Here is a 26,393-nt window from a genome sequence, read left to right on the forward strand (position 1 = left end):
GTTTGGTGCTACCTCGGCAGGTTCGGAACTACCTTGGCAGGTTTGGTGCTACCTCGGCAGCGTTGACCTTCCTGTCAGTGCTGGTGGCGGCGGCGGATGCCGACGAGGACCACGCCACCGGCGACCAGGGCGACCGCGATCCCGAGCCACAGGATGATGTCGGCACCGGTCCGCGGGAGGAACCCGCCGTTGTCGCCCCCGTTGTCCGGGGGGCCCGGCGGGGTCGGGGGTGCCGGCGGGGCCGGGAACGTGTTGGTCACCGTGAGCTGCGCCGGGTCGCCGGCCGCGACGGTCACCGCGCCCGGGTCGCCGTCGCCGACGGTCGAGATCGTCGACGACGCAGCGCCGCCGTCGTCGGTCTCCGTCACCACGCAGTCGGCGCCTACCGGGAGGCCCGCGTAGGTGACGGTGTCACCGGCCGCGATCTCCCGCGCCGCTCCGTCCGGGATCGTGATGTCCTCGCCCTGGAACGTGCAGGCGAGGGTCACCTCGAACGGACCCACGTCGTAGGCGTCGCCCTCGAAGTCGACCACCTTCTCCACCGCGATCGACCCGGCGTCGAACGTGTTCGTCACCGTGACGACCGCGGGGTCGGCGTCGGCGCCCGGCACCACGACCTGGCCCGGGTCGCCGCCCTCGACGGTCGTCGAGACCGTCGACGACGCCGCACCCGCGGCGTCGGTCTCCGTGACCACGCACTCCGCGCCGATCGGCAGGCCGTCGTACATGGCGGGCTCGTCCGGCGTCACCGTCCGCGTGGCCCCGCCCGGGACCTCGATGTCCTGGCCCTCGAACGTGCAGGCCAGCGACACCTCGAACGGCGCCGTCACGAACGCCGCGGCGTCACCGTCCACCACCTTGTCGACCTCGACCGACCCGGTGTCGTAGGTGTTGGTCACCGTGACCTCTTGCGGGTCCTCGAACGTGGTGTCGCCGTCGATCTCCACCGGCTGGTCCGGCGAGATCGTCGACGAGGTCGCGCCGCCGTCGTCCGTCTCCGTGACGGTGCACAGGTCGCCGTCCTGGAGCCCGAAGTACACCGCGGGGAACCCGGGACCGAACCGGCGGTCGGCACCGCCGGGGATGACCTCCACGGGCTGGCCCTGGTTGTCGGTGCACTCCAGCGTGACCTCGTACGGGAAGTCCTCGAACGGGATGGCGCTGAAGTCGTAGTCCGCCAGCTCCTCCAGGGTGGTGGGCAGCGGCTCGAAGTCCGGCATCGGCGGCGCGAAGGCCGCACCGTCACCGTCGACCACCTTGCGGACCACCAGCGGGCTGGTCTCGAAGGTGTTCGTGATCCCCACGTCCACCGTGGTCGGGTCGCCGTCGGTCGCCGGGGGCACGGTGATGTCGACCGTCGTGCCGTCGACCGGCTCGCCGCCGTCCACCGTGATGGTGGTGGACGACGCCCCGAAGTCGTCGGTCTCCGTGAGCGTGCACTCGGAGCCCACCGGGAGGCCCGAGTAGAGCACGCCGTTGCCGCCGGCCTCCAGCTCCCGGTCAGCACCGCCCGGGATGGTGAGGTCCGCCCCCTCGTAGGTGCACGCGAGGCTCACCTCGAAGGGCCCGGGCCCGTACAGCGCCCCGAGGCCGGCGAGGTCCTTGTCGACCTGGATGGCGCCGACGTCGAACGTGTTGGTGATGACCACGTTCGCCGGGTCGTCGGCGTCGACGGTCACCTGGTCCGGGACCACGACCGATCCCGTCGCCCCGGAGTCGTCGGTCTCGACGATGTCGCACTCCGCGCCGGCGGGCAGGTTGCTGATCTGGGCCGACAGCGGCCCGGCACCACCGAGCACGACCGTGTCGTCGTAGACGGTCTGCGGCCCGGTGCCGTCGCCGTCGTCGAACGTGCAGGTCACCTGGATGTCGAACGGCCCACCGCCGTAGGCGCCCGCGCCGTCGCCGTCCACGACCTTCTGCAGGTTGATGACGCCGACGTCGTAGGTGTTGGTCAGCGTGACCGCGTTCCTCGGCTCGCCGACGATGTCGCCCGCCAGGGTGAGGTCGGCCGACGTGCCGTCCGTGACCACCGGCTCGCCGAGCGGGCCCTGCTGCACCGTGATGGTCGTGGTCGACGCGTTGCCCGCGCCCGTCTCGGTCACCGTGCACTCCGCGCCGACGGGGAGGCCGTCGAACTCGACCGAGTCGCCGTCGTCGAGCTCGAAGGTCATCGGGTCGTCCGGACCGTAGCCGTCCGCGTACACGTCCTCGCCGAGGAACGTGCACTCGACCGTGCCGTCGAACGGCCCGAACTCGACCGGGTTGCCGTCCTGGTCGACGGCGTCGCTGACGACCTCCTTGTCGATGACGATGCTCGACAGGTCGTACCGGTTGTCCGCCGTGATCGTCGTCGGGTCCTCGTCGACCGTCTCGCTGTCGATCGTCACCGTGCCGACGATGAGCTGTGTCTGCCCGGCGTCCCCGTCCTCCGTGATGGTGCACTCGGCGCCGTACGGCAGGTCGGGCACCACCACCGGTGTGCCCGGGGTGACGGTGATGGGTATCGGATCCAGGTCCTCCTCCACCCAGGTGCCCACGGCGGACGTGCACTGGACGGTGAGGTCGAACGAGTCGGGGGCGTTCGCCGCGCCGTCACCCGTGACGATCTTGTTCACCTGGAGCGGGCCCGACGCCGTGGCGACGCCGACCTTCGTGCCCTCGGTGGACAGCGAGTTCACCCGGTCCCCCGAGGACGTCACGATCGCGCCGGACGCCGCGGCCGAGTTGAACGCGATGGAGCGGTCGCCCGCCTCCGGCACCTCGGGCGGGGTGGTCGTCGTGCCCTCCAGCGAGAGCGAGCTGCCCGGCCGGAAGAGGTTCCCGTCCGCCATCGTGACCACGGCCTTGAGCGCCCTGATCTGCTCGTACGTCGCCTCCGAGGTGTCGGCGGTGAGCTCGGCCCAGCCGGTCTCCGGGTCGTCCGGGCACGTCGGCTCGTTGACCGGGTCGGTCAGGTCGTCCCCGCAGTAGTCGTCGACGGTCGTGTAGTAGAACGTCGTCGTGCTGCCCAGCGGGGCGTTGACGATCTGCGGGGGCGGGTCGTTGGTGAGGATCGGCGTCCACTCGGAGTCACGCGGCGACACGCTGTCGGGGTCCGACCCGGTGTCCCCAGGCCTGGGGAGGCGGTCGTAGATGACCACCTTGTCCATGGGGAGGTTGCCGACGTTGTTCACCTGGACCCGCCAGGTCTCGTTGTGCCCCGGGATGATCACCGGCGTGCACGGGTAGGCGTAGAAGCCGTCCGGGCCGTTCGGCGCGCTGCAGTCGACGCTCTGGTCCGGCGCGGCCGGGTCGAGCATGACGTCGATCTCGTCGTCGTCGGTCGCCTTGACGTACTTCGACTCCGACAGCACGCCGGAGGGGATCGGCGTCACGTCCGAGTCCGCCTCGCACGCCCCGGTGTCCTCGTTGATCCGTCCGTCGATCGTGCTGCCGTCGTCGCCGGACTGGGCCTGGCAGACGTCCCACGGCCGGTCGCCGGTGACGCCGGCCGTGTTCTCGACCAGCGTGTTGGCGGGCAGCGTGTCCCGGAAGATCACCTCGACGGTGATCGTGTAGGTCTGCCCCACCTCGAGCACCGTGCCCTCGGGGAACGTCCAGGTCAGGTTGAAGATGTTGCCGGTGCGGTCGACCGTCACCTGGTCGGGGTCGGTGGGCATCTGCGGCCCGTTCGGCTGCCCGGGGGGCGGTGTGTCGGGCTCGGTCAGCGCGTAGCTGTACGGCTGGTCGACGTCCGCCAGCCGCAGCTGCGGCCCGTCGGCGTCGCGCGGCATCACGTCCTCGATCACGGGGTCGTAGATCGGCCGGTTGCCGACGTTCGTCACCGTGATGTTCATCGGGAACGGCGACCCCGGGGGCTTCGTCCCGCCGGAGATGTCGGTGTCGAAGTCCTTGACGATCTTCACGCCGTTCTCGGCGTGCTCGTAGGTGATCGTCGCCGACGCGTCGTCCTCGCTGGACACCGGGATCGGGTTCTCCGGGTCGTCCGGGTTGAAGACGAGGTCGGCGCCGGTGACCGTCGAGGTCACGTCGTTGGTCGCCAGCCCGGGGGCGTCCTCGCCCGGGGCGGGGTCGTTCTCCGCCAGGTCGTTCGGCACCGGGGTGCTCGGGTCGGAGCGCAGCGTGTCCCGCACCTGGACGGTGAGGTTCACCGGCTGGGTCGGGTTGGCGGGGTTCTCCCAGATCGCGCCGTCGGCGCGGGTGAACGTGAACCGCAGCCCGGTGACGTCGGCGGCGGCCACGCCGGCCGGCAGCGCGAACGTTGCGGCCGGTTCGCCGTCCGTCCACGTGCCACCCGTGAAGGTGTCGCTCGCCGCGTCGTACGTGCCGCCGGTGTAGGCGTCCACCTGGACCTGGTCGATCGGCGTCACCAGAGCGGAGCTGTCGAAGTCGACGAGGTCGTACTGGTTCCAGAAGCTGCCGTCGACGTCCGTGAGCGTCATCTCGACCGCACGCGACGGCCCCGTGGGCTGGCCGGTGATGGTGAGGGTGGACGTCGGGTTGTCCTCGGCGTCCGAACCGGGCTCGACGATGGTCGCCGGGTCGAAGGACTTGGTCTCCTCCATCGTGATCTCCGCGTCACGGAGCTCCATGTCCGCCGTGTCCCACGCCTGCGGTGTCTGGTCGCTCGTGCCGCCCGGGTCCGACACCTCGGCGCCGGCGCTGTTCGGCACCGGGTTCGGGTCGTGGTCCACGGTGATGCGCTCTTCGGTGTACCGGTCGAACTCACGGAGCTTGAGGTTCATCTGCAGGACGCCCTCGTTGTTGCCCGACTCCGTGGACGCGATGCGGCCGTCGAACGTCACCTCGACGCCGACGACGTCCGCCAGCTGCGCCGCGGTGAGCGCCTCGGCGGCAGCCTCGTCGTAGTCGGTGGTCGTGCCGTCCACGGTGGTCAGCGTGACCGTCGTCGTCTCGGCCCCGTCCGGCGGCGAGACGTCGATGATGTCCGTCAGCGTGAACGCGTCGAACGGGCTCGTCCCCGCGGCGACCTCGGGCTCGACGACGTTGTCCGGGTTCGCCGTCGACGGCTCGGCGATCCGCAGCTCGTCCACCCGCGCGACGGAGTTGTTCGACCCGGTGACGGTCACCACGGTCGACGGGAAGTCGGCGTACGGCGTGCCCTCCGGAGGTACCGAGAGCGGCCCGCCCGTCCACTCCTTGTCGATGCCGACGTTGATCGGCTCGTCGATGATGAGCACCTGGTCGTCGTCGGTGTCCGTGCGCTCGACGGGCTCGCTGCCGTCCGGCGGGTTGAACGTGGCCGTGCCGCGCGCCGTGTCGGTCACGAGGCCCGGGTCGTCGCCGTTGTTGTAGATCTCCCCCTGGTCCCGGCCGAGCGCAGGTCCGCCGCTGCGGCGGTCGTCGCGCAGCTCGAACGTCAGGTCGAGGTGCCGCCCGTCCGCCTGGGTCGAGCGGGCCACGCCGCTTCCGGCGGCGGGGACGGTCGGGTCGGTCGGGAACTCGGCCCGCGACGGCGACTCGGTGTAGGTGAGCCGGACCGAGGTCGCGGCCTCCTGCTCGTCGGCCGTCAGCGTGTAGCCGGGGAACGACCCGTCACACGGCGCGGCCACGCTGCACGGGTCGCCGGACGCGTCGACCCAGGCGCCGTCGATGAACAACTCGACCCCGGTGATGGCGTCGTACTGGATCAGCGGGTCCACCGAGCTGTCGATCGCCTCGACGCGCGTGAGGTTGAACGCGTCGTAGAACGAGCCGGAGATTGCCGGGTCGTCCGCGGCGACGGGGTCGGCGATGTCGCTGATGACCATCGGGTCCACGTTCTCGAACCCGTTGGTCGACCACGTGATCTGCGCCGTGATCCCGTCCTGGGTGCGCGCCCGCAGCGTGTAGGGCTCACCGGTCTGCCCCTCGGGGGCGAGGAAGTCCTTCGCGATGAAGTCGAGGTCGCCCGGGCCCACCGGCACCGGGAACGGGTCGACGGTGTCGCAGCCCTCGGCGGGGTCGGTCGGCGCGATCGCGCTGTTGGACGCGCTCGACGCGCCGCAGTTCTCGATCGGGGCGTCGCGGTCCTCGGGGCCCGTGTACGCAGCGATGAAGTTCGGGGAGAAGCTCGTCCCCGGCGGGATGCCCTCGCCGGTGTTGTCCTCGTAGACGAACTGGACGCCCTGCGCGCCGTCCGGCAGGTCGCAGTTCACCGTCGCGGCGCCCTCCACGGGGCTGCCGCAGTCCGGCGCCTCCACCCACGCGGTGCCGTCCCAGTAGTTGATGGTCAGCGACGTGCCGGCGGGCACCTCGGTGGACCGGACGGACGAGGCGGTGAAGTTGTCCCAGAACTCGCCGGGTGCACCCGTGTCGGTCGGGTCCTGGATGACGACCTCGTCCGCGTTGGTGGTCGACCCGTCCGGGCCGAACGGCAGCAGCTGGGTCGGGAGGCCGACGACGACGGTCTGGCCGGGCAGCGCCGGGATCGTGGACGGCGAGATCGACTTGGTCGTGTCGGTCGCGAGCCGGTCCGTCAGCGTCGTGAGGTCGTCGGACGCGGTCTCGGAGTCGTTCGGGATCGTCGCCGTGATCTCGTTCGGGTGGACGACGTCGTCCACCTCCTGGTCCGGGTCGGTGTCCGCGGTGAACGGGATCGTCGCCTCGGCGCCGGTGACGATGTCGCCGGTGAACTCGACGGAGAACCCGACGACCTCACAACCAGCAGGCGGGTCGGGCAGCGTGTCCTCCGCCTCGGCGGGGATCGGGTCCGTCGTGGTCCCGTCGGCGCAGGTGAACGTCACGCTCGCGGCGTCCGCGTTGTTCGGCCACACCACGCCCGCGCCGGCGCCGTCCGTGCCCCACCCGGTGAAGGTGAGCGGGTCGGCGCCCTCGAACGGGCTGTCCGTGCCGGGCGACGGCTCCGTGATCGTCAGCTCGGTGGTCGGGTCGCCGTCGTTCGTCGCGCCCAGGGTCACCGTCGTCGGGTCGCCCGCGCTCACCACGTCGGGGCTGAACGTCTTGGTCGGCGTGACGCTGTTGTTCGGCGGCGTGATCACGTAGGTGTCGGTCGCCGTCGTCGGGTCCGACTCGTCGTCGCCGTGGACCACGTTGGACGACGTGGAGTTGGTGACCGTGGTCGTGTCGGTGAGCTCCGTGACGGCGTCGGTCTGCTCGACGGCGATCGGGATCGACGCGGACGCGCCCTGCTCGATCGCGCCGGTGAACGTCACCGTGAAGCCCTCGACGTCGCACCCGGCCGGCGGGTCGGGCAGCGTGTCGGCGGTGGTGCTGGTCGCCGTCGGCGTGGTGCCGTCCGCGCAGGTGAACGTCACGTCCGCCGCCGTCGCGCCTGCGGGCCAGGAGACGTCGCCCCACCCGGTGAAGCCCAGGTAGGTGAACGGGTTCGGGTCGGTGCCCGCCGTCGGCTCGACGATCACCAGGGAGTCGACCGTGTCGTTCGAGGTGTTGGTGCTCCCGATGGTCATCGTCGCGGCCGTGCCGGGGTTCGCGATCGCGCCCGCAGGGTCGATCGTCTTGGTGGTGTCGGAGTCCAGGCTCAGCGGCACCTCGGGGACGATGTCGTCGCTCGCGGACTGCTCGGCGGCGTTGTCCGAGTCCACCGTGGCGGTGTTCGTGATCGGCTCACCGCTCGCGCTGTACGGGATGTCGTCGGCGATCGTGCCGGTGATGAGGATCTGGACCTGGCCGCCGTTGTTCACGCTGTCGGCCGTGTACGTCACGGTGTCCGTGTCCGTGTCGGCGTCGAGCGAACCGCCCGTGGCGCCGTCCTGGTTCTGGATCGACGCGCTGACCAGCTCGACGTAGTCCGGCAGCGGGTCGGTGACCGTGGTCGGCGTGCACGGGTCCTGGTTCGGGTCCGAGCACGACACCGTGATCACCCACGTGACGGTCTCCCCCGGCTGGTACGGCCCGGTGCTCGTCTCGAGCTTGCCGATCTGCCAGTCCGCCGCGGACGCCGACGTCGCCGGGATGACGGCGCCACCGAGCGCGAGCGCGAGCACGCCGAGCACGGACCAGCCGCGGCTGAAGCGTCTGCCCTGCCGCCTGCGTGCGTGCCGTGCGCCGTGCCTCGTCGTCGTGCGTCCGTCTGCCATCGAAGCTCTCCCCCACCCCGGTGCCACCACCCCGCGCACACCCTCGTGCGCAGACCACACCGACGGTGTCAGAGTTCACACGACTTGGCGCGTTGAACGACGATTTCTTCGCGTTCGCCCCCACCAGGCCGCGTCCGGGTCATTCCTCCCGTCGTCGCGTCCCGAAGCGGTAGAGCAGCGCCCCACCCAGCAGGAGCACGACCGCGGCCAGGAGCGCGGCGACCACGTCCGCGCCCGTCCGCGGCAGGAAGCCGCCCCCGGAGCCGGGCACGACGTCCGTGGAGGTGGTGCACCCGTCGTCCGCCGCGCAGGACCCGCCGGAGCCTTCCGGCGTCACCACGACGTTCACCATCGTCCCGTCGCCCGCGGCCGGGTCGTCCACCCGCAGCGCGTACGTCACGGTGACCGTGCCGCCGACGTCCAGCGGACCGCGCCAGGCGAGGACCGGGTCGTCGAACCGCAGCTCGCCCGCGCTCGCCGTCGGCAGGCCCGCCGGCGTGGCGTCGTCCAGCACGTCGGACAGGTCGTCGGAGACGCTCGCCGGTTCCTCGTCCGTGTACGGCGCGGCGCCCGTCGAGGTCACCGTGACGGTGTACGTCACCAGGTCGCCGGGGGCCGCCTCGTCCGTGTCGACGGACTTGGTGACCTCGAACGCCCGGACCGGCGTGACGACCTGGCAGCCCTCCGGCAGCTGCGGGATCGCGGTGGACACCCCAGCGGCCATCCCGCCGCCGCCGGTCGGGACCGCGACCGGGCAGTTCGACTCCGGCGGCCCGAGGACGGCGTTCGCCAGGGTCGCGTCCCCGCCCGGCGGGTCGCCCACCGTCACCGAGTAGGTGATCGTCGCGGTCTCGCCGGGATCGAGCGCACCCGACCACGACAGCTCCGGCTCCGCGTACGAGACCTCACCGACGTCCGCCGTCGCGTCGCCGTCGTACACGGCGTCGTCCAGCACGTTCGTGAGGTCGTCGGTGACCGTCGCGGGGCTCTCGTCGGTGTACGCGGTCTGACCGGTGTTCGTCACCGTGATCGTGTACGTGACCGTGTCGCCGGCCGTCACCGCATCCTGCGGATCCGCCGTCTTGCGGATCTCCAGGCCGTTGACCGGCACGTCCGTGGTGCAGCTGTCCTCCGTGCCGTCGTCACAGTTCGACTCGGGCGGCCCGACGACGGAGTTCGTCAGCGTGCCGTCGCCGTCCTCGGCCGGCGGGGCGTCCACGGTCACCGAGTACGTGATCGTCGCCGTCGCCCCCGGTTCCAGCGCGCCGGACCAGGAGAGCGTCGGCTCGGCGTACGACGCCGTCCCGACGTCGGCCGTCGCGTCGTCGTTGAACGCCGCATCGTCCAGCACGTCCGACAGGTCGTCCGTGAACGACGCCGGGTCGTCCGCCGAGTACGCCACCTTGCCCGTGTTCGTCACCGTGACCGTGTACGTCACCGTGTCCGCGGGGCTGGCGGAGCCGGCGGGAGCGGCTGTCTTGCTGATCTCCAGCGCCCGGACCGGCACGTCGGTGGTGCAGCCGTCCTCCGTGCCGTCGTCACAGGTCGACTCCGGCGGTCCCACGACGGCGTTCGTCAACGTGCCGTCGCCGTCCTCGGCGGGCGGGTCGTCCACCGTCACGGAGTACGTGATCGTCGCCGTCGCCCCGGGCTCGAGCGCGCCCGACCAGGAGAGCGTCGGCTCGGCGTACGACGTCGTCCCGACGTCGGCCGTCGCGTCGTCGTTCCAGGCCGCGTCGTCCAGCACCCCGGTCAGGTCGTCCGTGAACGTCGCCGGGTCGTCCGCCGTGTACGGCGCCTGCCCCGTGTTCTGGACGGTGACCGTGTACGTCACCGTGCCACCCGGAGCCACCTCGTCCGCCGGATCCGCCGTCTTCGTGATCTGCAACGCCCGCACCGGCAGGTCCGTGGTGCAACCGTCCTCGGTGCCGTCGTCACAGCTCGACTCCGGCGGTCCCACGACGGCGTTCGTCAGCGTGCCGTCGCCGTCCTCGGCCGGGGGGTCGTCCACCGTCACCGAGTACGTGATCGTCGCCGTCTCCCCCGGGGCCAGCGCGCCGGACCACGACAGCGTCGGCTCCGCGTAGGTCGCCGTCCCGACGTCCGCCGTCGCGTCGTCGTTCCACGTCGCGTCGTCCAGCACGTCCGACAGGTCGTCCGTGACCGAGGCCGGGTCGTCCGCCGTGTACGCCACCTGCCCGGTGTTCTCCACCGTCACCGTGTACGTCACCGTGCCACCCGGAGCCACCGCGTCCGCCGGATCCGCCGACTTCGTGATCTGCAACGCCCGCACCGGCACGTCCGTGGTGCAGCCGTCCTCCGTGCCGTCGTCACAGCTCGACTCGGGCGGCCCGACGACAGCGTTCGTCAATATGCTGTCGCCGTCCTCGGCGTGCGGGTCGTCCACCGTCACCGAGTACGTGATCGTCGCCGTCTCCCCGGGTTCCAGCGCGCCGGACCACGACAGGGTGGGCTCCGCGTAGGTCGCCGTCCCGACGTCGGCCGTCGCGTCGTCGTTGAACGTCGCGTCGTCGAGGACGTCCGTGAGGTCGTCGTCGAACGTCGCCGGGTCGTCCGCCGTGTACGACGCCTGCCCGGTGTTCTGGACGGTGACCGTGTACGTCACCGTGTCGCCCGGAGCCACCTCGCCCGCCGGGTCAGCGGTCTTGGTGATCGTCAACGCCCGGATCGGTACCGTCGTCACGCAGTCAGCCGGCGAACCGGGCGGCTGCTCCGGGGTGTTCGGGTCACCAGCGCAGTTCGACTCGGACGGGCCGAAGACGAGGTTCGTCAACCTGCCGTTCCCACCCGCTGCCGGCGGGTCGTCGACCGTCACCGAGTACGTGATCGTCGCCGTCTCCCCCGGGTCCAGAGCACCCGACCACGACAGCTCGAGCTGCCTGTACGACGTCGTCCCGATGTCGGCCGTCGCGTCGTCGTTCCAGGTCGCGTCGTCCAGCACCCCGAACAGGAGGTCAGTGAACCTCGCCGGATTCTCCGCGGTGTACGGCACCTGCCCGGTGTTCTCCACCGTCACCGTGTACGTCACCACGCCGCCCGGGGTCACGGCGTCCGCCGGGTCGGCCGACTTGTGGATCTCCAGCGTCCGGATCGGCACGTCCGTGGTGCAGCCGTCCTCCGTGCCGTCGTCACAGGTCGACTCCGGCGGCCCCACCACAGCATTCGTCAACGTGCCGTCGCCGTCCTCGGCGAGCGGGTCGTCCACCGTCACCGAGTACCTGATCGTCGCCGTCTCTCCGGGCTCCAGCGCACCCGACCACGACAACGTCGGCTCCGCGTACGACACCGCACCCGTGTCGGCAGTCGCGTCGCTGTTCCAGCTCGCGTCGTCCAGCACCCCGGTCAGGTCGTCCGTGACCGTCGCCGGGTCGTCCGCGGTGTACGCCACCTGCCCGGTGTTCTCCACCGTCACCGTGTACCTCACCGTGCCGCCCGGGGCCACCTCGGCGGCCGGGTCGGACGTCTTCGTGATCTGCAGCGCCCGCACCGGCACCGCGGTGGTGCAGCCGTCCTCCGTGCCGTCGTCACAGGTCGACTCCGGCGGCCCGACGACGGCGTTCGTCAGCGTGCCGTCACCGTCCGCGGCCACGGGATCGTCCACCGTCACCGAGTAGGTGACGGTCGCCGTCTGTCCAGGATCCAGCGCGCCGGACCACGTCAGGGTCGGTTCGCTGTAGTCCACCGTGCCCACGTCCGCGGTCGCGTCGTCGCCGTACGCGGCGTCGTCGAGGACATCGGTCAGGTCGTCGGTGAACGTCGCCGGGTCGTCCGCCGTGTAGGCGTACTGCCCCGTGTTCTCCACCGTCACCGTGTACGCCACCGTGCCCCCGGGCAGCACCTCGCCGGCCGGGTCCGCAGACTTGGTGATCTCCAAGGACTGCACGGGCGTCTGCGTGGTGCAGCCCTCCTCCGTGCCGTCGTCGCAGTTCGACGCCGGCGGCCCGACCAGGGCGTTGACCAGCACTCCGTCGCCCGTGACCGGGTCGTTCACCGTCACCGAGTACGTGACGGTGACCGCCTCGCCGACCTCCAGCGGCCCCACCCAGAATAGGTCCGTCCCGAACAGGCCCAGGTTGTTCGTCTCGCCGTCGGCCGCAGCGTCGTCGTTGTACGTCGCGTCGTCCAGCACCCCGGACAGGTCGTCCAGCAGGAACGCCGCCGACTGGGACTCCGCGGTGAACGGCGCGGTGCCCGTGTTCGTCAGGGTCACCGTGTAGCCCACCGTGCCCCCTGGCGCCACGCTCTCGACGTCCGCGGTCTTCTCGATCTCCATCATCAGCACCGGCAGGGTGACCGTGCAGCCCTCCTCCGTGCCGTCGTCGCAGTTCGACTCCGGCGGGCCGGTCACCGCGTTGACGAGCTCCTCGTCGCCCGCCGGGGGGTCGCCGACCGTCACCGAGTACGTGATCGTCGCGACCTCCCCGACCCCGAGGGCCCCCGACCAGGACAGCTCCGGTTCGGTGTACGACACCGTCCCGACGTCGCCGGCCGCGTCGTCGTCCCAGGCCGCGTCGTCCAGCACCTCGGTCAGGTCGTCGGTGAACGTCGCCGGGGCGTCGGCCGTGTACTCCACCTGGCCGGTGTTCTCCACCGTCACCGTGTACGTCACCGTGCCCCCCGCGGACGCCGCCGCCGCCGGGTCGGCCGTCTTGGTGATCTGCAACGACCGGACCGGCAGGTCGGTCGTACAGCCCTCTTCGGTGCCGTCCACGCAGCTCGACTCCGCCGGGCCGACGACGGCGTTCGTCAACGTCCCGTCCCCGCCCGCGGGCAGCGGGTCGCCGACCGTCACCGAGTACGTGATCGTCGCGGCCTCCCCGACCGCGAGGGGGCCCGACCACGACAGCGTCGGCGCGCTGTAGTCCACGGTGCCGGCGTCCGCGGTCGCGTCCCCGCCATACGTCGCGTCGTCGAGGACGTCCGTCAGGTCGTCGGTGAAGGCGGCCGGGTCGTCCGCGGTGTACGGCACCCCGCCCGTGTTCTCGACGGTCACCGTGTAGGTCACCGTGTCGCCCGGCAGCACCTGGTCCGCGGCGTCCGTCGACTTGGTGATCGTCAGACCCGCCTGCAGCACGTCGGCCGGGTAGTCCTCCACCTCGCCGCCGTCCGCCGGACCCGTCGGCGACGGAGCCGGCACGTCGCCGGGGAACAGGCGGAAGCGCGCGTACGTACCGGCCGTCGTCGTCGCGGCGCCGAAGGCCAGCTCGTAGTCCGCCGTGCCGGACGACGCCGGGACCGTCACGCTCTGACGCTCGTCCGCCTGGAACGCACCGTCCCCGTCCAGGTCCACCCAGCCGGCGAGCGTGGCCGCCGCGTCGGTGTCGTTGGTGACGGAGACCGTCACCGTGGTCGCCCCCACCGGGCTGAGCCTGATCGGGGCGGCGACGCCGTCCTCGTCGTCTGCCGCACCGGCCGTGTCGTCGCCGTCCGCTCCCGCTGACGGGACGCCGTCGTCTTCCGCGTCGACCGCCGACCCGAGCATCAGCGGGGACGTGCCCGCCTCCGGGTCGAACGCGAGGAGCTCGTGCCGCGGGCCGTCCGAGGCGACCGTGGTGCCGTACGAGTCGGGCGCGTCGCCGAGGTCGGTGGGGCAGGCGAAGCCCAGGACGCTCGTCGCCAGCCCGCGGACGGCGGGGTCGAGGTCGAGCGTGTACACGTAGAGCTGGCCGTCCGCCGGGTAGTCGAAGCCGTCGAGGGTCTCCGTCACGGCGTCCGGCGCGATCCGCCACGGCACGGTGTCCAGGACGGTCCCGTCTGAGTCGGTGACGTACGCCGTGAGGACCGTGTTGGTGCTCGGCTTGCTGAGCGTCAGCGACACCGGCGCCCCCGGCGTGCCGCTCACGTGGCTCACCGTGACCATGACCTCCGAGCGTGGCACCAGGCCGTTCGCCGCCGCGGCGTCGGTCACCGTCTCGCCGTAGTCCCCCATGTCCGACGCGTCGGGGATCTGCGTCGTGGCGACCGGTTCGCCCAGCAGCCCCCCGTCGACCGCCGTCGCTCCCGTGGCGTCGTTGATGTAGACGGGGCTCAGGTACGGGTTCGCGTCTCCCGCGACCCCGTTGTTCGTGGTCTCCGCACCGTCCGGGTCGATGGCTACCCCGCCGTCCGGCACCCAGAGGTTGCGGACGGACGCCGTGCCGAAGTCGTCGTTGTAGAACGTGTTGGTCGTGATCCACCGGTACCGGGTCGCCGTCCCGCACTGCAGCGGCAGGTCGGGGACGAACGGCTCCGCCACCACGGCGGCCGGGTAGTCCTCGACCTCACCCCCCGACACCGCCCCCGTCGGGGCAGGGTCGTCGACCGCACCCGAGAACACGCGGAACCGGGCGAACGTGTCGCCCGACGTCGCGGCCGCCGGGAACGTCAGGTCGTACGCGGCCGTGCCCGAGCCCGCCGGCACCGCGGCCGTGGCCCGCTCTCCGGCCGTAAAGATGCCGTCGCCGTCCAGGTCGACCCACCCGGCCAGCGTGGCGGGCTCGTCCGCGTCGTTCGTGACCGTGACGCTCACGGTGGACTCCGACGTCGGGCTCACCTCGACCGGGCTCGCGACGGCGGCCTCGTCGTCCACGCCCGCCGCGTCGTCGCCGCTCGCGTCGGGGGTCGGCGCGCCGTCGTCGTCCGGGTCGACGGTGTTCGCGTCGCCCAGCATGAGCGGCGCGGTGTTCGTCGTGGCGTCGAAGCCGACCAGCCCGTGCCTGGCGCCGTCCCGCGACAGCGTCGTGCCGTAGGTGTCCGGCGCATCCCCCAGGTCCGCCAGGATCGGCGCGGTGGCGCACCGTGCGCCGTCGTTGTTGTTCGTCGGCCCGGGTCCGTAGGCGAAGAACGTCGCCGACGTCGGGTCGTCGGCCGGGATACGCCAGATCTGGCCCGTCTGGTTGTTCGCCCCGTACAGGAACCCCGGGCTGCCGTACGTGGCACCGAAGGGAGAGCTGCCGCCCGTCGCGGACTGGCCGTTCGGGGCGGTGAGGGCGCCCAGCGCGGCCACCTGGACGAACCCGGCCGACGGGTCGTCCGGGTCGAACGCGTAGATGAACGCGTTGCCGTTGTTGGTGTTCACCCCGAAGGAGTAGAGGCGTCCGTCGTCCGGGTTGTAGACCCAGTCCAGACCCGCGTTGACGGGCGCTGCCGGCGCGGGCACGGTGCCCCCGTCGAGCACCTGGAGATACGTCGGGGAGTCCTGGTCGACGTCCACCGCCATCCAGGACCGGGTGCCCGAGCCGCCGCCGCCCAGGTAGAGCACGCCGTCGGGCGAGACGTCACCGATCGGGACCCCGTTCGGGAAGAGCTGGGCGAACGTGAAGGACACGTTCGAGTAGTCCGGCGACCCCAGGTTCGCCACGGTCGTGTAGTCCGGCGAGACCAGGTAGATCTGGTCCGTCGGGTTGTCCATGCCGAAGAACGCGTCGGCGAGCTCGCTGTACCCGACGCCGTTGAACGCGACGTCCGTGAGGGCCGGCCGGTCCACGAGCTCGCCGGTGACCAGGTCGATCTCCGTCGGCGTGGCCGACGGCGCGTTCTGGAAGAGGAACGCCGGCGTCGGGCACGCGCCCGAGCCGACGAACGGGGTGAACGTGACCGACGTCTCGGCGGGAAGGTCGAGCCCGGTGGTGGGTTCGACGTCCGACGGGCCGTTCGTGTACGTCCCGGCGGTGCGCGACGTGACGTCGACGCTGATCGTGCACGACGTCTCGCCGGCGGCGAGCACGCCGTTCGTCACCGCGACGGTCGTCCCGCCACCGGTGGCGGCGACGTCGGCGTCGCAGTCCGTCTCGACCGACGGCGGCCGGGCCACCTCGAGCCCGGCGGGCAGGTTGTCCGTGAACTCCCAGCCGTCCTTCCCCGCGAGCTCCGAGGTGTTGGTGACCGTGAACGTCAGCGTGGACCGCCCGCCGACGACGGCCGACGTCGGCGAGAACTCCTTGTCGAGCTGTGGGCTGACGTCGAGCACCTGGATGTTGTCGTAGGCGCCGTCGTTGCCGTTCGCCGCGCTGTTCTGGTTGCGCAAGCGGATGCCGAGGCTGTCGCCCGTGACGAGGGTGGAGCCGTTGGCGGCGAACGTCCCGACGCGCACGGTCCGGCTCGTGCCCCCTGGGGTCGGGACGCCGGTCAGCGTCTCCCCCCGCGGATCGGTACACACGTTGATGGGCGAGCTGGACACCGCCGTCTCCGTGTTCGCCGCGTCGAGGAAGTAGAACCGCAGCAGAGGGGCGGAGACGTTGCAGTTCATCGCGCCGGCGTCCACGGAGAACGTCACGAAGCGGTTGGCCACGGGCAGCGCGACCGGGGTCGCGGTCTGGAACTGGATCTGGGCGCCGGTCGCGCCGTCCGCGGTGTACGACGCCGCCGCCCCGTTGGTCTGGGGGTCGACCCCGCGCAGCTGCCCCAGCGCGTGCGGGATGGCCAGCATGGCGTCGTACACCGAGGCGGCGTTGCTCACGTCGGTGCAGTCGGCCGCGTCGCGCGGGCTCCCCCAGTCGACGATGAAGCCGTTGCAGTTGGCCCGGTTCGCCCAGAAGGCGGCGGCCGTGTAGCTCGTCCCCTGGGCGCCCGTGTAGTCGGTGAGCAGGACGTTCGAGCCGTTGGGGGCGTTCTCGAAGTCCTCGGTGTAGAGCACCTCGGGGTCGCCGGGGACGCCAGGGTTGCCGGGTACGGCGGCCGCGGTAGGTGCGGACGTCACGGGCGTGGCCACGACGACGAGCGTCCCGCCCAGGGCCAGCACGCCTGCGGTCACCGCGGACACCCCACGGCGTAACCTTTCCGGCGAACCAGACATACCTCGACCCCCAGGAGCACTTCGGCGTCCTACACCGGGCCCCGCGCGGATGTGACCTGCGCCACCCCGGAACTAGCCTCACCCTGGCACGTGACACCCCGGTTGTCGCTCGAAACCGCGCTCGGCGATGCCCCCGACCCTTCCTGCGGCCCCCCGGTCGCGCTGCTCGAGGGTGTGGTGCAGGGTGCTGGATGTGCCGAAACCCACCCCCCGCGACGTGGTCTCCGGCTTCGTGACCGGCCTCTTCTCCATCCCGGAGGGGATGGCGTACGCGACCGTCGGGGGGTTCGCCGCCCCGCTGGGCCTGTGGTCGGGTGCCGTGCCCACGGTGATCGGGTCGATCTTCTCCCGCACCGTGCTCATGGTCACCACCCTCACCAGCGCGATCGCCTTCACCGCGAGCAGCGTGCTGTCGGACGCCGGGCTCGACCCGGGCGACGTCGGTGCCGTCGCCACGATGACGCTGCTGGTCGGGCTGTGGATGGCGCTGCTGGGCGTGCTGCGGCTCGGCTCGGTGATGTCGTTCGTCTCGACGGCGGTGATGACGGGCTTCACGGCCGGGATCGCCGTGCAGATCGTCGCCGGGGTGGTCAAGGACGCCACCGGGTACGTCCCCGAGGCGCACAACACCGTGGGCAAGCTTGTCGAGGCCCTGGTGCACGTGGGCGACTGGGACCTGTCGACCGTGCTGGTCGCCGCCGCCACCGTGGCCGTCTGGGCGGTGCTCCACGCGGTGCGACGCCTGCGCAAGACCGCGACCCTCCTCGCCCTCGTCCTCGTGACCGTGGTCGTCGCGATCCTCGGCACGGACGTCGAGCGGGTCTCCGACATCGCCGCCATCCCCCGGTCGCTGCCCCCGTTCACGCTCCCCGACCTCGGCGCGCTGCCCGCGCTCGCCACCGGGTCGTTCGCCATCGCGCTCGTCGCGCTCGCACAGGCCGCCGGGATCGGCGCCGCCGTGCCCAACCCGGACGGCACGCGGACGAACGTGTCCAAGGACTTCACGGCCCAGGGCCTCGCCAACGTCGCCGGCGGGTTCTTCGGCGCGCTGCCCACCGGCGGGTCGCTGTCGCGCACCGGCGTCGCGACCAGCGGCGGCGCGCAGACCCGCTGGGCCGGCATCTTCGCCGGGCTGTGGCTCGTCGTCCTCGTGCTGCTCCTCGGCCCGCTCGCCGGCGAGATCCCGATGGCCGTGATCGGCGGGCTGCTGCTCGTCATCGGCGGCGAGCTCGTCGTCGGGCGCTGGGCCGACATCGTGCTGGTGTTCCGCACCTCGTGGCTCTCCGCAGCCGCGCTCGTCGTGACCTTCGCCGCCACCACGCAGCTCCCCCTGCAGCAGGCGATCTTCCTCGGCGCCGCGCTGTCGATCGTGCTGTTCGCCGTGCAGTCCGCCCGGCGCGGTCGGCTGGTCGAGCTCGTCCCGACGACGGACGGCGAGTTCCGCGTCGAGGACGCGCCCGCCGCCCTGCCCAGCGGCCGCACCACCGTGCTGCACTACCTGGGCAGCGGGTTCTTCGCCGAGGTGAACCGCCTCGAGGAGGAGTGGCCCCACACCGCCGGCACCCGCGACGCCGCCCTGGTCATCTCGCTGCGCGGCTCGGCCGGCATCCCGTCCACGACGTTCCTCAAGTCCCTCGACCGCCTCCTGGACCGCTGGCACGACCACGGCGTCGAGGTCGTCGTCTGCGGCGTCCCCGCCGCCCTGGCGGGCCGGTTCGCCACCGGCGGCGTGTCGCAGCGGCTGCAGGACGCCGTCGTCCCCGAGTCCGACGTGCTGCTCGGCTCCGTCCGCGAGGCCTACGACCTGGCCGAGCGCCGCCGCACCGCACGCGCGCCGAGCACCCCGACAGACCCGACCACCGCGCAGGAGCCCTCGTGACCGACGTCCTCACCGCCATCGCCCAGGTGGCGATCCTCGTCTTCGTGCTCGCGTCGATGATCGGCCTCGGCCTGTCGTTGACGGTGCAGCAGATCCTCACCCCGCTCAAGGACGTCAAGCTCGTGGTCCTCGGCCTGGTGACCAGCTTCGTCGTCGCGCCCGCCGCCGCCTGGGCGATCGCCGCGCTGTTCGGCCTCAGCGACTCCCAGTCCCTCGGCCTGCTGCTCCTCGGTGTCGCCGCCGGCGCACCCTTCCTGCCCAAGCTGGCGCAGCTCGCCAAGGGCGAGGTGCCCTACTCCGTGGGCCTCATGGTGCTGCTCATGGTCGTCACCGTGGCGTACGTGCCGCTCGTGCTGCCGCTGCTGGTCGACGGCGTCACCGTCAGCGCCTGGGACATCGCCCGCCCGCTGCTCCTGCTCATGCTGCTGCCCCTCGCCGTCGCGCTGGCCGTGCGGGCCCGCTACCCCGAGTCCGCGAAGCTCGCGCCCATCCTCAACCGGGTGTCGACGACGGCGCTCGCGCTCGGCATCGGCTCCGCGGTGCTGGTGGGGCTGCCCCAGATCTGGGACCAGGTGGGTACCGGCGTGCTGCTCGCGACCCTCCTTTTCACCGCGGTGTGCCTGGTCGTCGGCTGGCTGCTCGGCGGCTCCGGCCGCGCGCAGCGCTCGGTCACCTCGCTCGGGACCGCGCAGCGCAACCTGTCCGCCGCCCTGCTCATCGCCGGGACCAGCTTCGTCGACACGCCGGAGGTGCTGGTGACCGTCATGGTGGCGTCCCTGCTGCTCACCGCCGCGCTGCTGCTCGTCGCGGCGGAGCTGGGCAAGCGCTCGGGCACCTCCACGCCCTCGACGACCCGTTCCTGAGACAACAACGGAAGGACGACCCATGACCGACAGGTACGAGGAGCTTGCGGCCCTGCCCTTCGACGGGGGATACCCCACGACCGAGACGCGCGACGCCCTCGACGACGAGCTGTTCTTCCAGCGCGCCACGCAGACCTACCTGTGGGCGCTCCCGGCCGTGAACATGTACGCGATGAAGGTCGGCATGGGCCAGGCCGGCGGCGGCACCGGGTACAACGTCATGGCCGTGACGGAGCAGCGGCTCAAGCCGAACACCGTCATCACGACGCCGAACTCCGACGTCATCTACGGGCTCGGGTTCGCGAACCTCGCCGAGTCGGGCCCGCTGGTCATCGAGGCCCCGCCGAAGCTGCAGGCCTTGCTCGACGACTTCTGGCACCGCCCGCTGACCGGCCCCACGATCGACGGCCGCACCTACCTGGGCGACGTCGGCATCCCCGGCCCGGACCACGGCGAGGGCGGCACGTACCTCATCGTGCCCGAGGGGTACGACGGCGAGGTCCCCGAGGGCCACTTCGTGTTCACCAGCCCCACGGACGGCGTGTTCATCTTCGTGCGCGGGTTCTTCTCCTCCAACGAGGACCTGAGTCCGGGCGTGCAGTCCGTCGAGGCCATCACGGTGCGCCCGCTGCACGGCGAGGCGCAGCCGATGCGGTTCGAGCACGTCTCCGACACCCCCGCCGACGCCCTGTTCCCCCGCGGCGCCGCGTACTTCGACCTGCTGGACGAGTTCATCCAGTCCGACCGCGTGGACGCCGTCGACCCGTACATGCACGGGGTGCTCGCCGCGCTCGGCATCCGCAAGGGAGACACCTTCGCGCCCACGGCCCGCCAGCGCGAGCTCCTCGAGGCCGCCGCCGTCACCGGGTGGAAGATGGCCAAGAACATCGCCGCCAACTTCGACCGGGAGAACAGGGGCCTGTGGTGGTCCGACCGCCAGTGGGCCGCGCACGCGCTCACCGAGACGGACGACTTCTGGCACACGCTCCTCGACGAGCAGTGGCGCTGGCGCGACACCGGGCACACCCACGTCGACGCCAAGGCGCACATGTTCGTCAACCACTACTCCATCAGCACCGGCATGATCTCCTCCGTGCCGGGCCTGGGCGCGAAGTACGGCGGCGCGTACAAGGACTCCGACGGCGAGTACCTGCGCGGCGAGCGGACCTACCGCCTCGACATGCCCGCCGACCCGCCCGCGCGCCTGTTCTGGTCGATCACCCTCTACGACGCCGACACCGCTGCGGGCGTCGACGCCGAGGGGCAGACCTACCCGTCGCTGAACTCCATGAACGACCTCGTGCACAACGAGGACGGCTCGACCACGTTCATCATCGGGCCGGACGAGCCCGAGGGCGCCGGGAACTGGCTCAAGACGGTGCCCGGCCGCGGCTGGTTCAGCCTGTTCCGCTTCTACGGTCCCACCGAGGTCTTCTTCGACCGCGGCTACAAGACCGGCGGCTTCGTCCGCGTCGACGCCTGACCCACCCGCGCGCCGGGGCAGCAGGCCTGGCTCGGCGCGCGCTCGTGGTCCGGCGGTGCCATCGTGGCGCCATGCCTACCTCCCCGAAGCCAGCCACGCCTTCGATCGCCGCCCAGCAGCGTGCGCTCCTCGACAGCCTGCCCTTCGCCGACCGCCAGGACTTCGAGGACGCGACGCGCGGCCTCCTCGCCCGCCGCACCCCCAACGCGATCACCGCGGAGGACGGTCGGGTCGTCTGGGACAACGACACGTACTCCTTCCTCTCCGGCGACGCGCCCGACACGGTGAACCCGAGCCTGTGGCGCCAGTCCACGCTGGTCGCGGAGCAGGGCCTGTTCGAGGTGGTGGAGGGCATCTACCAGGTGCGCGGGTTCGACCTGTCGAACGTGACCTTCATCGAGGGCGACGCGGGCGTCATCGTGCTCGACCCGCTGATCGCCACGGAGACGGCGGCCGCCGCCCTCGCCCTGTACCGCGAGCACCGCGGCGACCGGCCGGTCACGGGCGTCATCTACACCCACTGCCACGTCGACCACTTCGGCGGCGTCAAGGGCGTCACCACGCAGGAGGACGTCGACGCCGGCCGCGTGCCCGTCATCGCGCCCGCCGAGTTCACCGAGCACGCCGTGGCCGAGAACGTCTACGCCGGCACCGCGATGGGCCGCCGCGCGGGCTACATGTACGGCGCCGCGCTCGCCCGCGGCCCGCAGGGACAGGTCGGCGCCGGCCTCGGCCAGACCACCTCCACCGGCACCGTCACCCTCATCAACCCCACGGTCGAGATCACCACGACGGGGCAGGAGGAGACGGTCGACGGCGTCCGCATGGTGTTCCAGATGGCGCCCGGCACCGAGGCGCCCGCCGAGATGCTGGTCTACTTCCCCGACCGCCACGCCCTGTGCACCGCCGAGGACGCCACCCACACGCTGCACAACCTGCTGACGCTGCGCGGCGCCGTCGTGCGCGACCCGCACGCCTGGGCGAACTACCTCACCGAGACCATCGACCTGTTCGGCGGCGACCTCGACGTCGTCTTCGCGTCGCACCACTGGCCCACGTGGGGGCGCGAGCGCGGCGTGGAGTTCCTCGCCGGTCAGCGCGACCTCTACGCCTACCTGCACGACCAGACGCTGCGCCTGCTGAACAAGGGCTTCGTCGGCTCCGAGATCGCCGAGCAGCTGCAGCTGCCGCCGGCGCTCGAGAACTCGTGGCACGCGCGCGGCTACTACGGCTCCGTCAGCCACAACGTCAAGGCGATCTACCAGCGCTACATGGGCTGGTACGACGGCAACCCCGCCCACCTGTGGCAGCACCCGCCGGTCGAGCAGGGCAAGCGGTACGTCGAGTTCATGGGTGGCGCCGACGCCGTGGTGGAGAAGGCGCGCGCGTCGTTCGACGGCGGCGACTTCCGCTGGGTGGCGGAGGTGCTGAGCCACGTCGTGTTCGCGCAGCCCGACCACGCCGCGGCGAAGGAGCTGCTCGCCGACACGTTCGAGCAGCTCGGGTACGGCTCGGAGAACGGCACCTGGCGGTCCGTGTACCTGTCCGGCGCCACCGAGCTGCGCAGCGGCAACTTCGGCACCCCGACGCAGACGGCGTCGCCCGACATCGTCGGCCAGCTCTCCCCGGAGATGCTCTTCGACGCGATCGCCATCCAGGTGGACGGGCCCCGCGCGTGGGACGAGCGGCTCACCGTCGACGTCGTGCTCACCGACGTGGGCACGCGCTACCGCCTGACGCTCGCGAACGGCGCCCTCACCTACAGCGCGGCCGCGCAGCGGGGCGACGCCGACGCGACGCTCACCGCGACCCGCGCCACGCTGCCCGCGCTCGCCGCCGGTTCGCCCGAGGCCCTGACCGCGGCGGGCATCGAGGTCTCCGGCGACGCGTCCGTCCTCGCGCGCCTGACCGCCGTCCTCGACCCGGGCGACCCGGACTTCGCGATCGTCACGCCGTAGTCCCGGTCCGCCGCCCACGCGTCGCCGTCGTGCCGAACAGGTGGTTGCGCACGTTCTGAACGCTCAGAACGTGCGCAACCACCTGTTCGGCGCTCGCTAGAAGACGACGACGGCGACCAGCCCGGCCAGTCCCAGCACGGCCGTGCCCGCGCACATGAGGACGATGCGCCGGCCGTGGCGGAGACGCGGCTCGGTCGTGTCCAGGTGCCGCGACGTGTGGCGCCGGTGCCGCGCGGCGAACCACCACAACGGCGGCGTCAGCACCAGGGCGACCGCCGCCGCGATCGCGAACGACGACGGTCCGTCGACGCCGGGCAGCGTCTGCCACGCCACCGCGCACGCGGCGGTGAACGACAGCAGCGTGCGCCGCCACGCGAGGGCCGTGCGCTCCACCTGCAGGCCCCGGTCACGTTCGGGGCCGACGAGCGGCGGATCGGGTCGGTCGGCGGTCATCGGTGCCTCAGTGCAGCAGCAGGGCGAGCAGGACGAGGACGCCGACGACGAAGATCGTCAGCACCAGGAGGAACCCGGTGCTCGCGCCGGGTAGCGGGCCGTGCTCACGCATCGCCCGCTCGGACCGCGCCCACTCGACCGCCGCGGCGACCGGGACGACGGCGCCCGCCACGAGCAGGACGATCGACGCCGCGAGGCGCAGGTGCGGCTCCATCGGCAGGTCGAGCGCCTCGAGAGCCGTACCGCCGGCGATCAGCCCCAGGGCGGTGCGCAGCCACGCGAGGATCGTGCGCTCGTTGGCGAGGGAGAACCGCGGGTCGGGCTCCGTGCCCTTCTCGTAGACCCACCGGGGGAAACGCTCGCGGCTCACGAGGCCCGAGCCTAGCGACCGACGTCGCCCGGGGCGCGGCGGGCTCCGGACCGCCGTCGGTGGTCGTGGCTAACGTCGGTGCCATGACGACGGACTTCCTCGCCCTGCACCGTCCCGGCGACCCGCTGCTGCTGCCGAACGCCTGGGACGCGGGGTCCGCACGCATTCTGCAGTCCCTTGGATTCGCCGCCGTCGCGACGACGAGCAGCGGGTTCGCCGCGACGCTGGGCCGCCCCGACGGCGCCGCGACCCGGGACGAGACGCTCGCGCACGCCGCCGCCCTCGTGGCCGCCGTCGACGTGCCGGTGAGCGCCGACCTCGAGGACGGCTTCGCCGACGCGCCCGCCGACGTCGCGGCGGTCGTCGCCGCCGCCCGGGCCACCGGGCTCGCAGGATGATCGATCGAGGACGCGACGGGCCGCGCGGACCAGCCCGTCCACGACCGGGGCCTCGCCGTCGAGCGGGTCGCCGCTGCCGCCGAGGCAGCCGGAGACGTCGTGCTCACGGCCCGCTGCGAGAACCACCTCTACGGCCGTGACGACCTCGCCGACACGATCGCACGGCTGCAGGCGTACCAGGAGGCGGGCGCCGACGTGCTGTACGCGCCCGGGCTGCACGACCTCACGCAGGTCGCGACCGTCTGCCGGGAGGTGGACCGGCCCGTCAACGCGCTGCTCGTGGCCGGCGGCCCTCCGCCCGGCGAGCTCGCGGAGGCCGGCGTCGCGCGGATCTCCGTGGGCGGCACCCTCGCCTGGGTCGCCCTGTCCGCGCTGGTCGACGCGGCGCGAGAGCTCCAGGCCGGCGGGACCGGCTTCCTCGACCGCACCGGTCCGGCGCGCGAGATCATGCCCCGGGCGTTCCGGAACTGACGGGCCGGGCGACCGGCGGCGGCTTTTCCACAGGTTGTGCACCATGCCGCGGGGAGCGGCTCACGCCTGGCTAGTATCGAACACATGTTCGAAGACGGTGGGGGCGGCGGCGGTCGCGAGGGCCAGGGCGAGGCGCCTGACAGCCCCGCGCCGTGGGACCCCCTGCTCTCGCCCGCGGGCGAGCCGACGGTGCACGACGTGTCCGCCGCACTCGACGACCTGGCGACTCTCCAGGCGCGCATTGACGCCCTGGAGGGCGAGAAGCTCCTGGCCGTGGAGCGGGCACGACGGACAGCCGGGCAGTGCGAGACCGCCCTCCTCGCGGGTGAGGAGGTCCAGGTCCTGCGTGCGGGCGCCGACCGCCGGCACCAGCTGGCCCGCCGCGCGTTCGTCGCCGACGTGGCCACCACGCTCCGCCTCGGAGAGCAGCAGGCGCAGCATCTCGTCGACACGGCTCAGACCCTGACGTCCGCCGGGTCCGCCACCCTGCACGAGCTGTGCCGGGGCAAGATCAGTGCGGCGCACGCACGGGCGATGGCCGACGCCCTCGTCGACCTGCCCGACGCCCCCGCCCGGGCAGCCGTGCAAGCCGCCACGCTGCCGGAGGCGGCGACCTCGACCCTCACGCAGTTCCGCGCCCGCCTGCGCCGCGCTCGCGACCGCGCGCACCCCGAGCCGTTCACCGCGCGACACGACAAGGCTCTCGAGAAGCGCGCCGTGTTCGTCGACCCCGCAGCCGACGGCATGGCATGGCTCAGCGCCTGCCTCCCCGCCACGACGGCCCACGCGGCATACGACCGACTCACGCGCGCAGGCCGCGCGGCGCGAGACGCCGGCGACCCACGCTCGCTCCCCCAGCTGCGCGCGGACGCCTACGCCGCGCTCCTGCTCGCCGGAGCCGACGATGTCGCACCTCCAGCCGCCCCCGCGACGGCCCCGCGCCCGGTCAAGGCAGCCGCCACCACGACAGCGGCGGTCGACGACGGCGGCGTCCCGGACCTTGCCGACCAGGCCCGCCGGATCACGCCCCGGGTCCACGTCACCGTCCCGGTGATGGCGCTGCTCGACCGGTCGACCGACCCCGCCGAGCTCGCCGGGCACGGCCCGATCGACCCGCGGGTGGCATCGTCCCTGACGGCGGCGGCACCGTCGCTGCGCCGCCTGCTCGTGGACCCCACGTCCGGCACGGTCCTCGCGACCGACCCGGGCACCTACACCGTCCCCGCGGCACTGCGGGCGTACCTGGAGGCCCGCGACGGGCGCTGCCGCTTCCCCGGCTGCACCCGCGCCGCCGAGCACTGCGACGTCGACCACACGGTCGCGTGGGCGGACGGCGGGCACACCGTCGCGGACAACCTGGCCCACCTCTGCCGCCGGCACCACGTCCTGAAGCACCAGACACGCTGGTCGGCGACCCAGGCGCGTGACGGCACGATGGTCTGGACGTCGCCCACCGGCCGCGTCACCCGTGACCCGGTGGCCGACCCCGTCGACCTCACCGGGCGAGAGCTCCGCCCGCCCGACGCTCCCGACCCACCCTGAGGAACGCCCGCAGCTCCACCGTGTTGACGACGAGCGCCGGACGAGGGCCCGGGAGGCACGGGCACACCCGCCTGCCCCGTGCTGCATCCGGAACGCCCCTGCCGACCGAAGAGCCAGAC

The 26,393-nt window shown here is 72.3% G+C and carries 9 protein-coding genes and 1 pseudogene; 6 read left to right on the top strand and 4 right to left on the bottom strand.

Annotation, left to right across the window (positions count from 1 at the left end):
• Window positions 1–74: 74 nt before the first annotated feature.
• Together ACFT55_RS00760 and ACFT55_RS00765 are read right to left on the bottom strand one after the other, a co-directional pair.
• Entirely contained in the window at window positions 75–8,063 is a 7,989-nt protein-coding gene (locus ACFT55_RS00760; protein ID WP_380240450.1) for a DUF5979 domain-containing protein, read from the bottom strand.
• Window positions 8,064–8,202: 139 nt separating this feature from the next.
• Complete coding sequence (locus ACFT55_RS00765) at window positions 8,203–16,824, bottom strand: GEVED domain-containing protein (RefSeq protein ID WP_380240452.1); 8,622 nt, start codon at window positions 16,822–16,824, stop codon at window positions 8,203–8,205.
• A 226-nt stretch (window positions 16,825–17,050) separates the two neighbouring features.
• Between ACFT55_RS00765 and ACFT55_RS00770 the strand changes: the two genes are divergently transcribed.
• From ACFT55_RS00770 to ACFT55_RS00785, 4 genes are all read left to right on the top strand, one after another.
• Window positions 17,051–18,736: a SulP family inorganic anion transporter gene (locus ACFT55_RS00770; protein WP_380240454.1), complete on the top strand. Its 1,686-nt coding sequence runs from the start codon at window positions 17,051–17,053 to the stop codon at window positions 18,734–18,736.
• Window positions 18,733–19,599 (top strand): bile acid:sodium symporter family protein, encoded by an 867-nt coding sequence (locus ACFT55_RS00775; protein ID WP_380240456.1) that lies wholly within the window; start codon window positions 18,733–18,735, stop codon window positions 19,597–19,599. Before ACFT55_RS00770 ends, ACFT55_RS00775 begins: the two co-directional genes overlap by 4 nt.
• A gap of 22 nt (window positions 19,600–19,621) precedes the next feature.
• On the top strand, window positions 19,622–21,082 hold the full coding sequence (locus tag ACFT55_RS00780) for a DUF1254 domain-containing protein (protein WP_380240458.1): 1,461 nt from the start codon (window positions 19,622–19,624) through the stop codon (window positions 21,080–21,082).
• Between the two features lie 71 nt (window positions 21,083–21,153).
• Window positions 21,154–23,040: an alkyl/aryl-sulfatase gene (locus ACFT55_RS00785; RefSeq protein ID WP_380240460.1), complete on the top strand. Its 1,887-nt coding sequence runs from the start codon at window positions 21,154–21,156 to the stop codon at window positions 23,038–23,040.
• Between the two features lie 96 nt (window positions 23,041–23,136).
• Here ACFT55_RS00785 and ACFT55_RS00790 read toward each other — a convergent pair whose 3' ends face one another.
• Together ACFT55_RS00790 and ACFT55_RS00795 are read right to left on the bottom strand one after the other, a co-directional pair.
• Complete coding sequence (locus ACFT55_RS00790; RefSeq protein ID WP_380240462.1) at window positions 23,137–23,493, bottom strand: DUF202 domain-containing protein; 357 nt, start codon at window positions 23,491–23,493, stop codon at window positions 23,137–23,139.
• 7 nt (window positions 23,494–23,500) lie between these two features.
• Complete coding sequence (locus ACFT55_RS00795; protein WP_380240464.1) at window positions 23,501–23,863, bottom strand: YidH family protein; 363 nt, start codon at window positions 23,861–23,863, stop codon at window positions 23,501–23,503.
• 83 nt (window positions 23,864–23,946) lie between these two features.
• Here ACFT55_RS00795 and ACFT55_RS00800 point away from each other — a divergent pair.
• Window positions 23,947–24,732, top strand: a pseudogene (locus ACFT55_RS00800) (isocitrate lyase/phosphoenolpyruvate mutase family protein).
• Between the two features lie 84 nt (window positions 24,733–24,816).
• Window positions 24,817–26,274, top strand: a complete 1,458-nt coding sequence (locus ACFT55_RS00805) for an HNH endonuclease signature motif containing protein (protein WP_380240466.1) — start codon at window positions 24,817–24,819, stop codon at window positions 26,272–26,274.
• Window positions 26,275–26,393 lie beyond the last annotated feature (119 nt).

Source organism: Isoptericola sp. NPDC057191, from assembly GCF_042670225.1.
In the GTDB taxonomy this organism is placed as follows: Bacteria; Actinomycetota; Actinomycetes; order Actinomycetales; family Cellulomonadaceae; genus Isoptericola.

Coding starts and splice junctions, on each gene's coding strand:
- ACFT55_RS00760 (WP_380240450.1), bottom strand. CDS start 8,063: ATGGCAGACGGACGCACGACGACGAGGCACGGCGCACGGCACGCACGC.
- ACFT55_RS00780 (WP_380240458.1), top strand. CDS start 19,622: ATGACCGACAGGTACGAGGAGCTTGCGGCCCTGCCCTTCGACGGGGGA.
- ACFT55_RS00785 (WP_380240460.1), top strand. CDS start 21,154: ATGCCTACCTCCCCGAAGCCAGCCACGCCTTCGATCGCCGCCCAGCAG.
- ACFT55_RS00790 (WP_380240462.1), bottom strand. CDS start 23,493: ATGACCGCCGACCGACCCGATCCGCCGCTCGTCGGCCCCGAACGTGAC.
- ACFT55_RS00805 (WP_380240466.1), top strand. CDS start 24,817: ATGTTCGAAGACGGTGGGGGCGGCGGCGGTCGCGAGGGCCAGGGCGAG.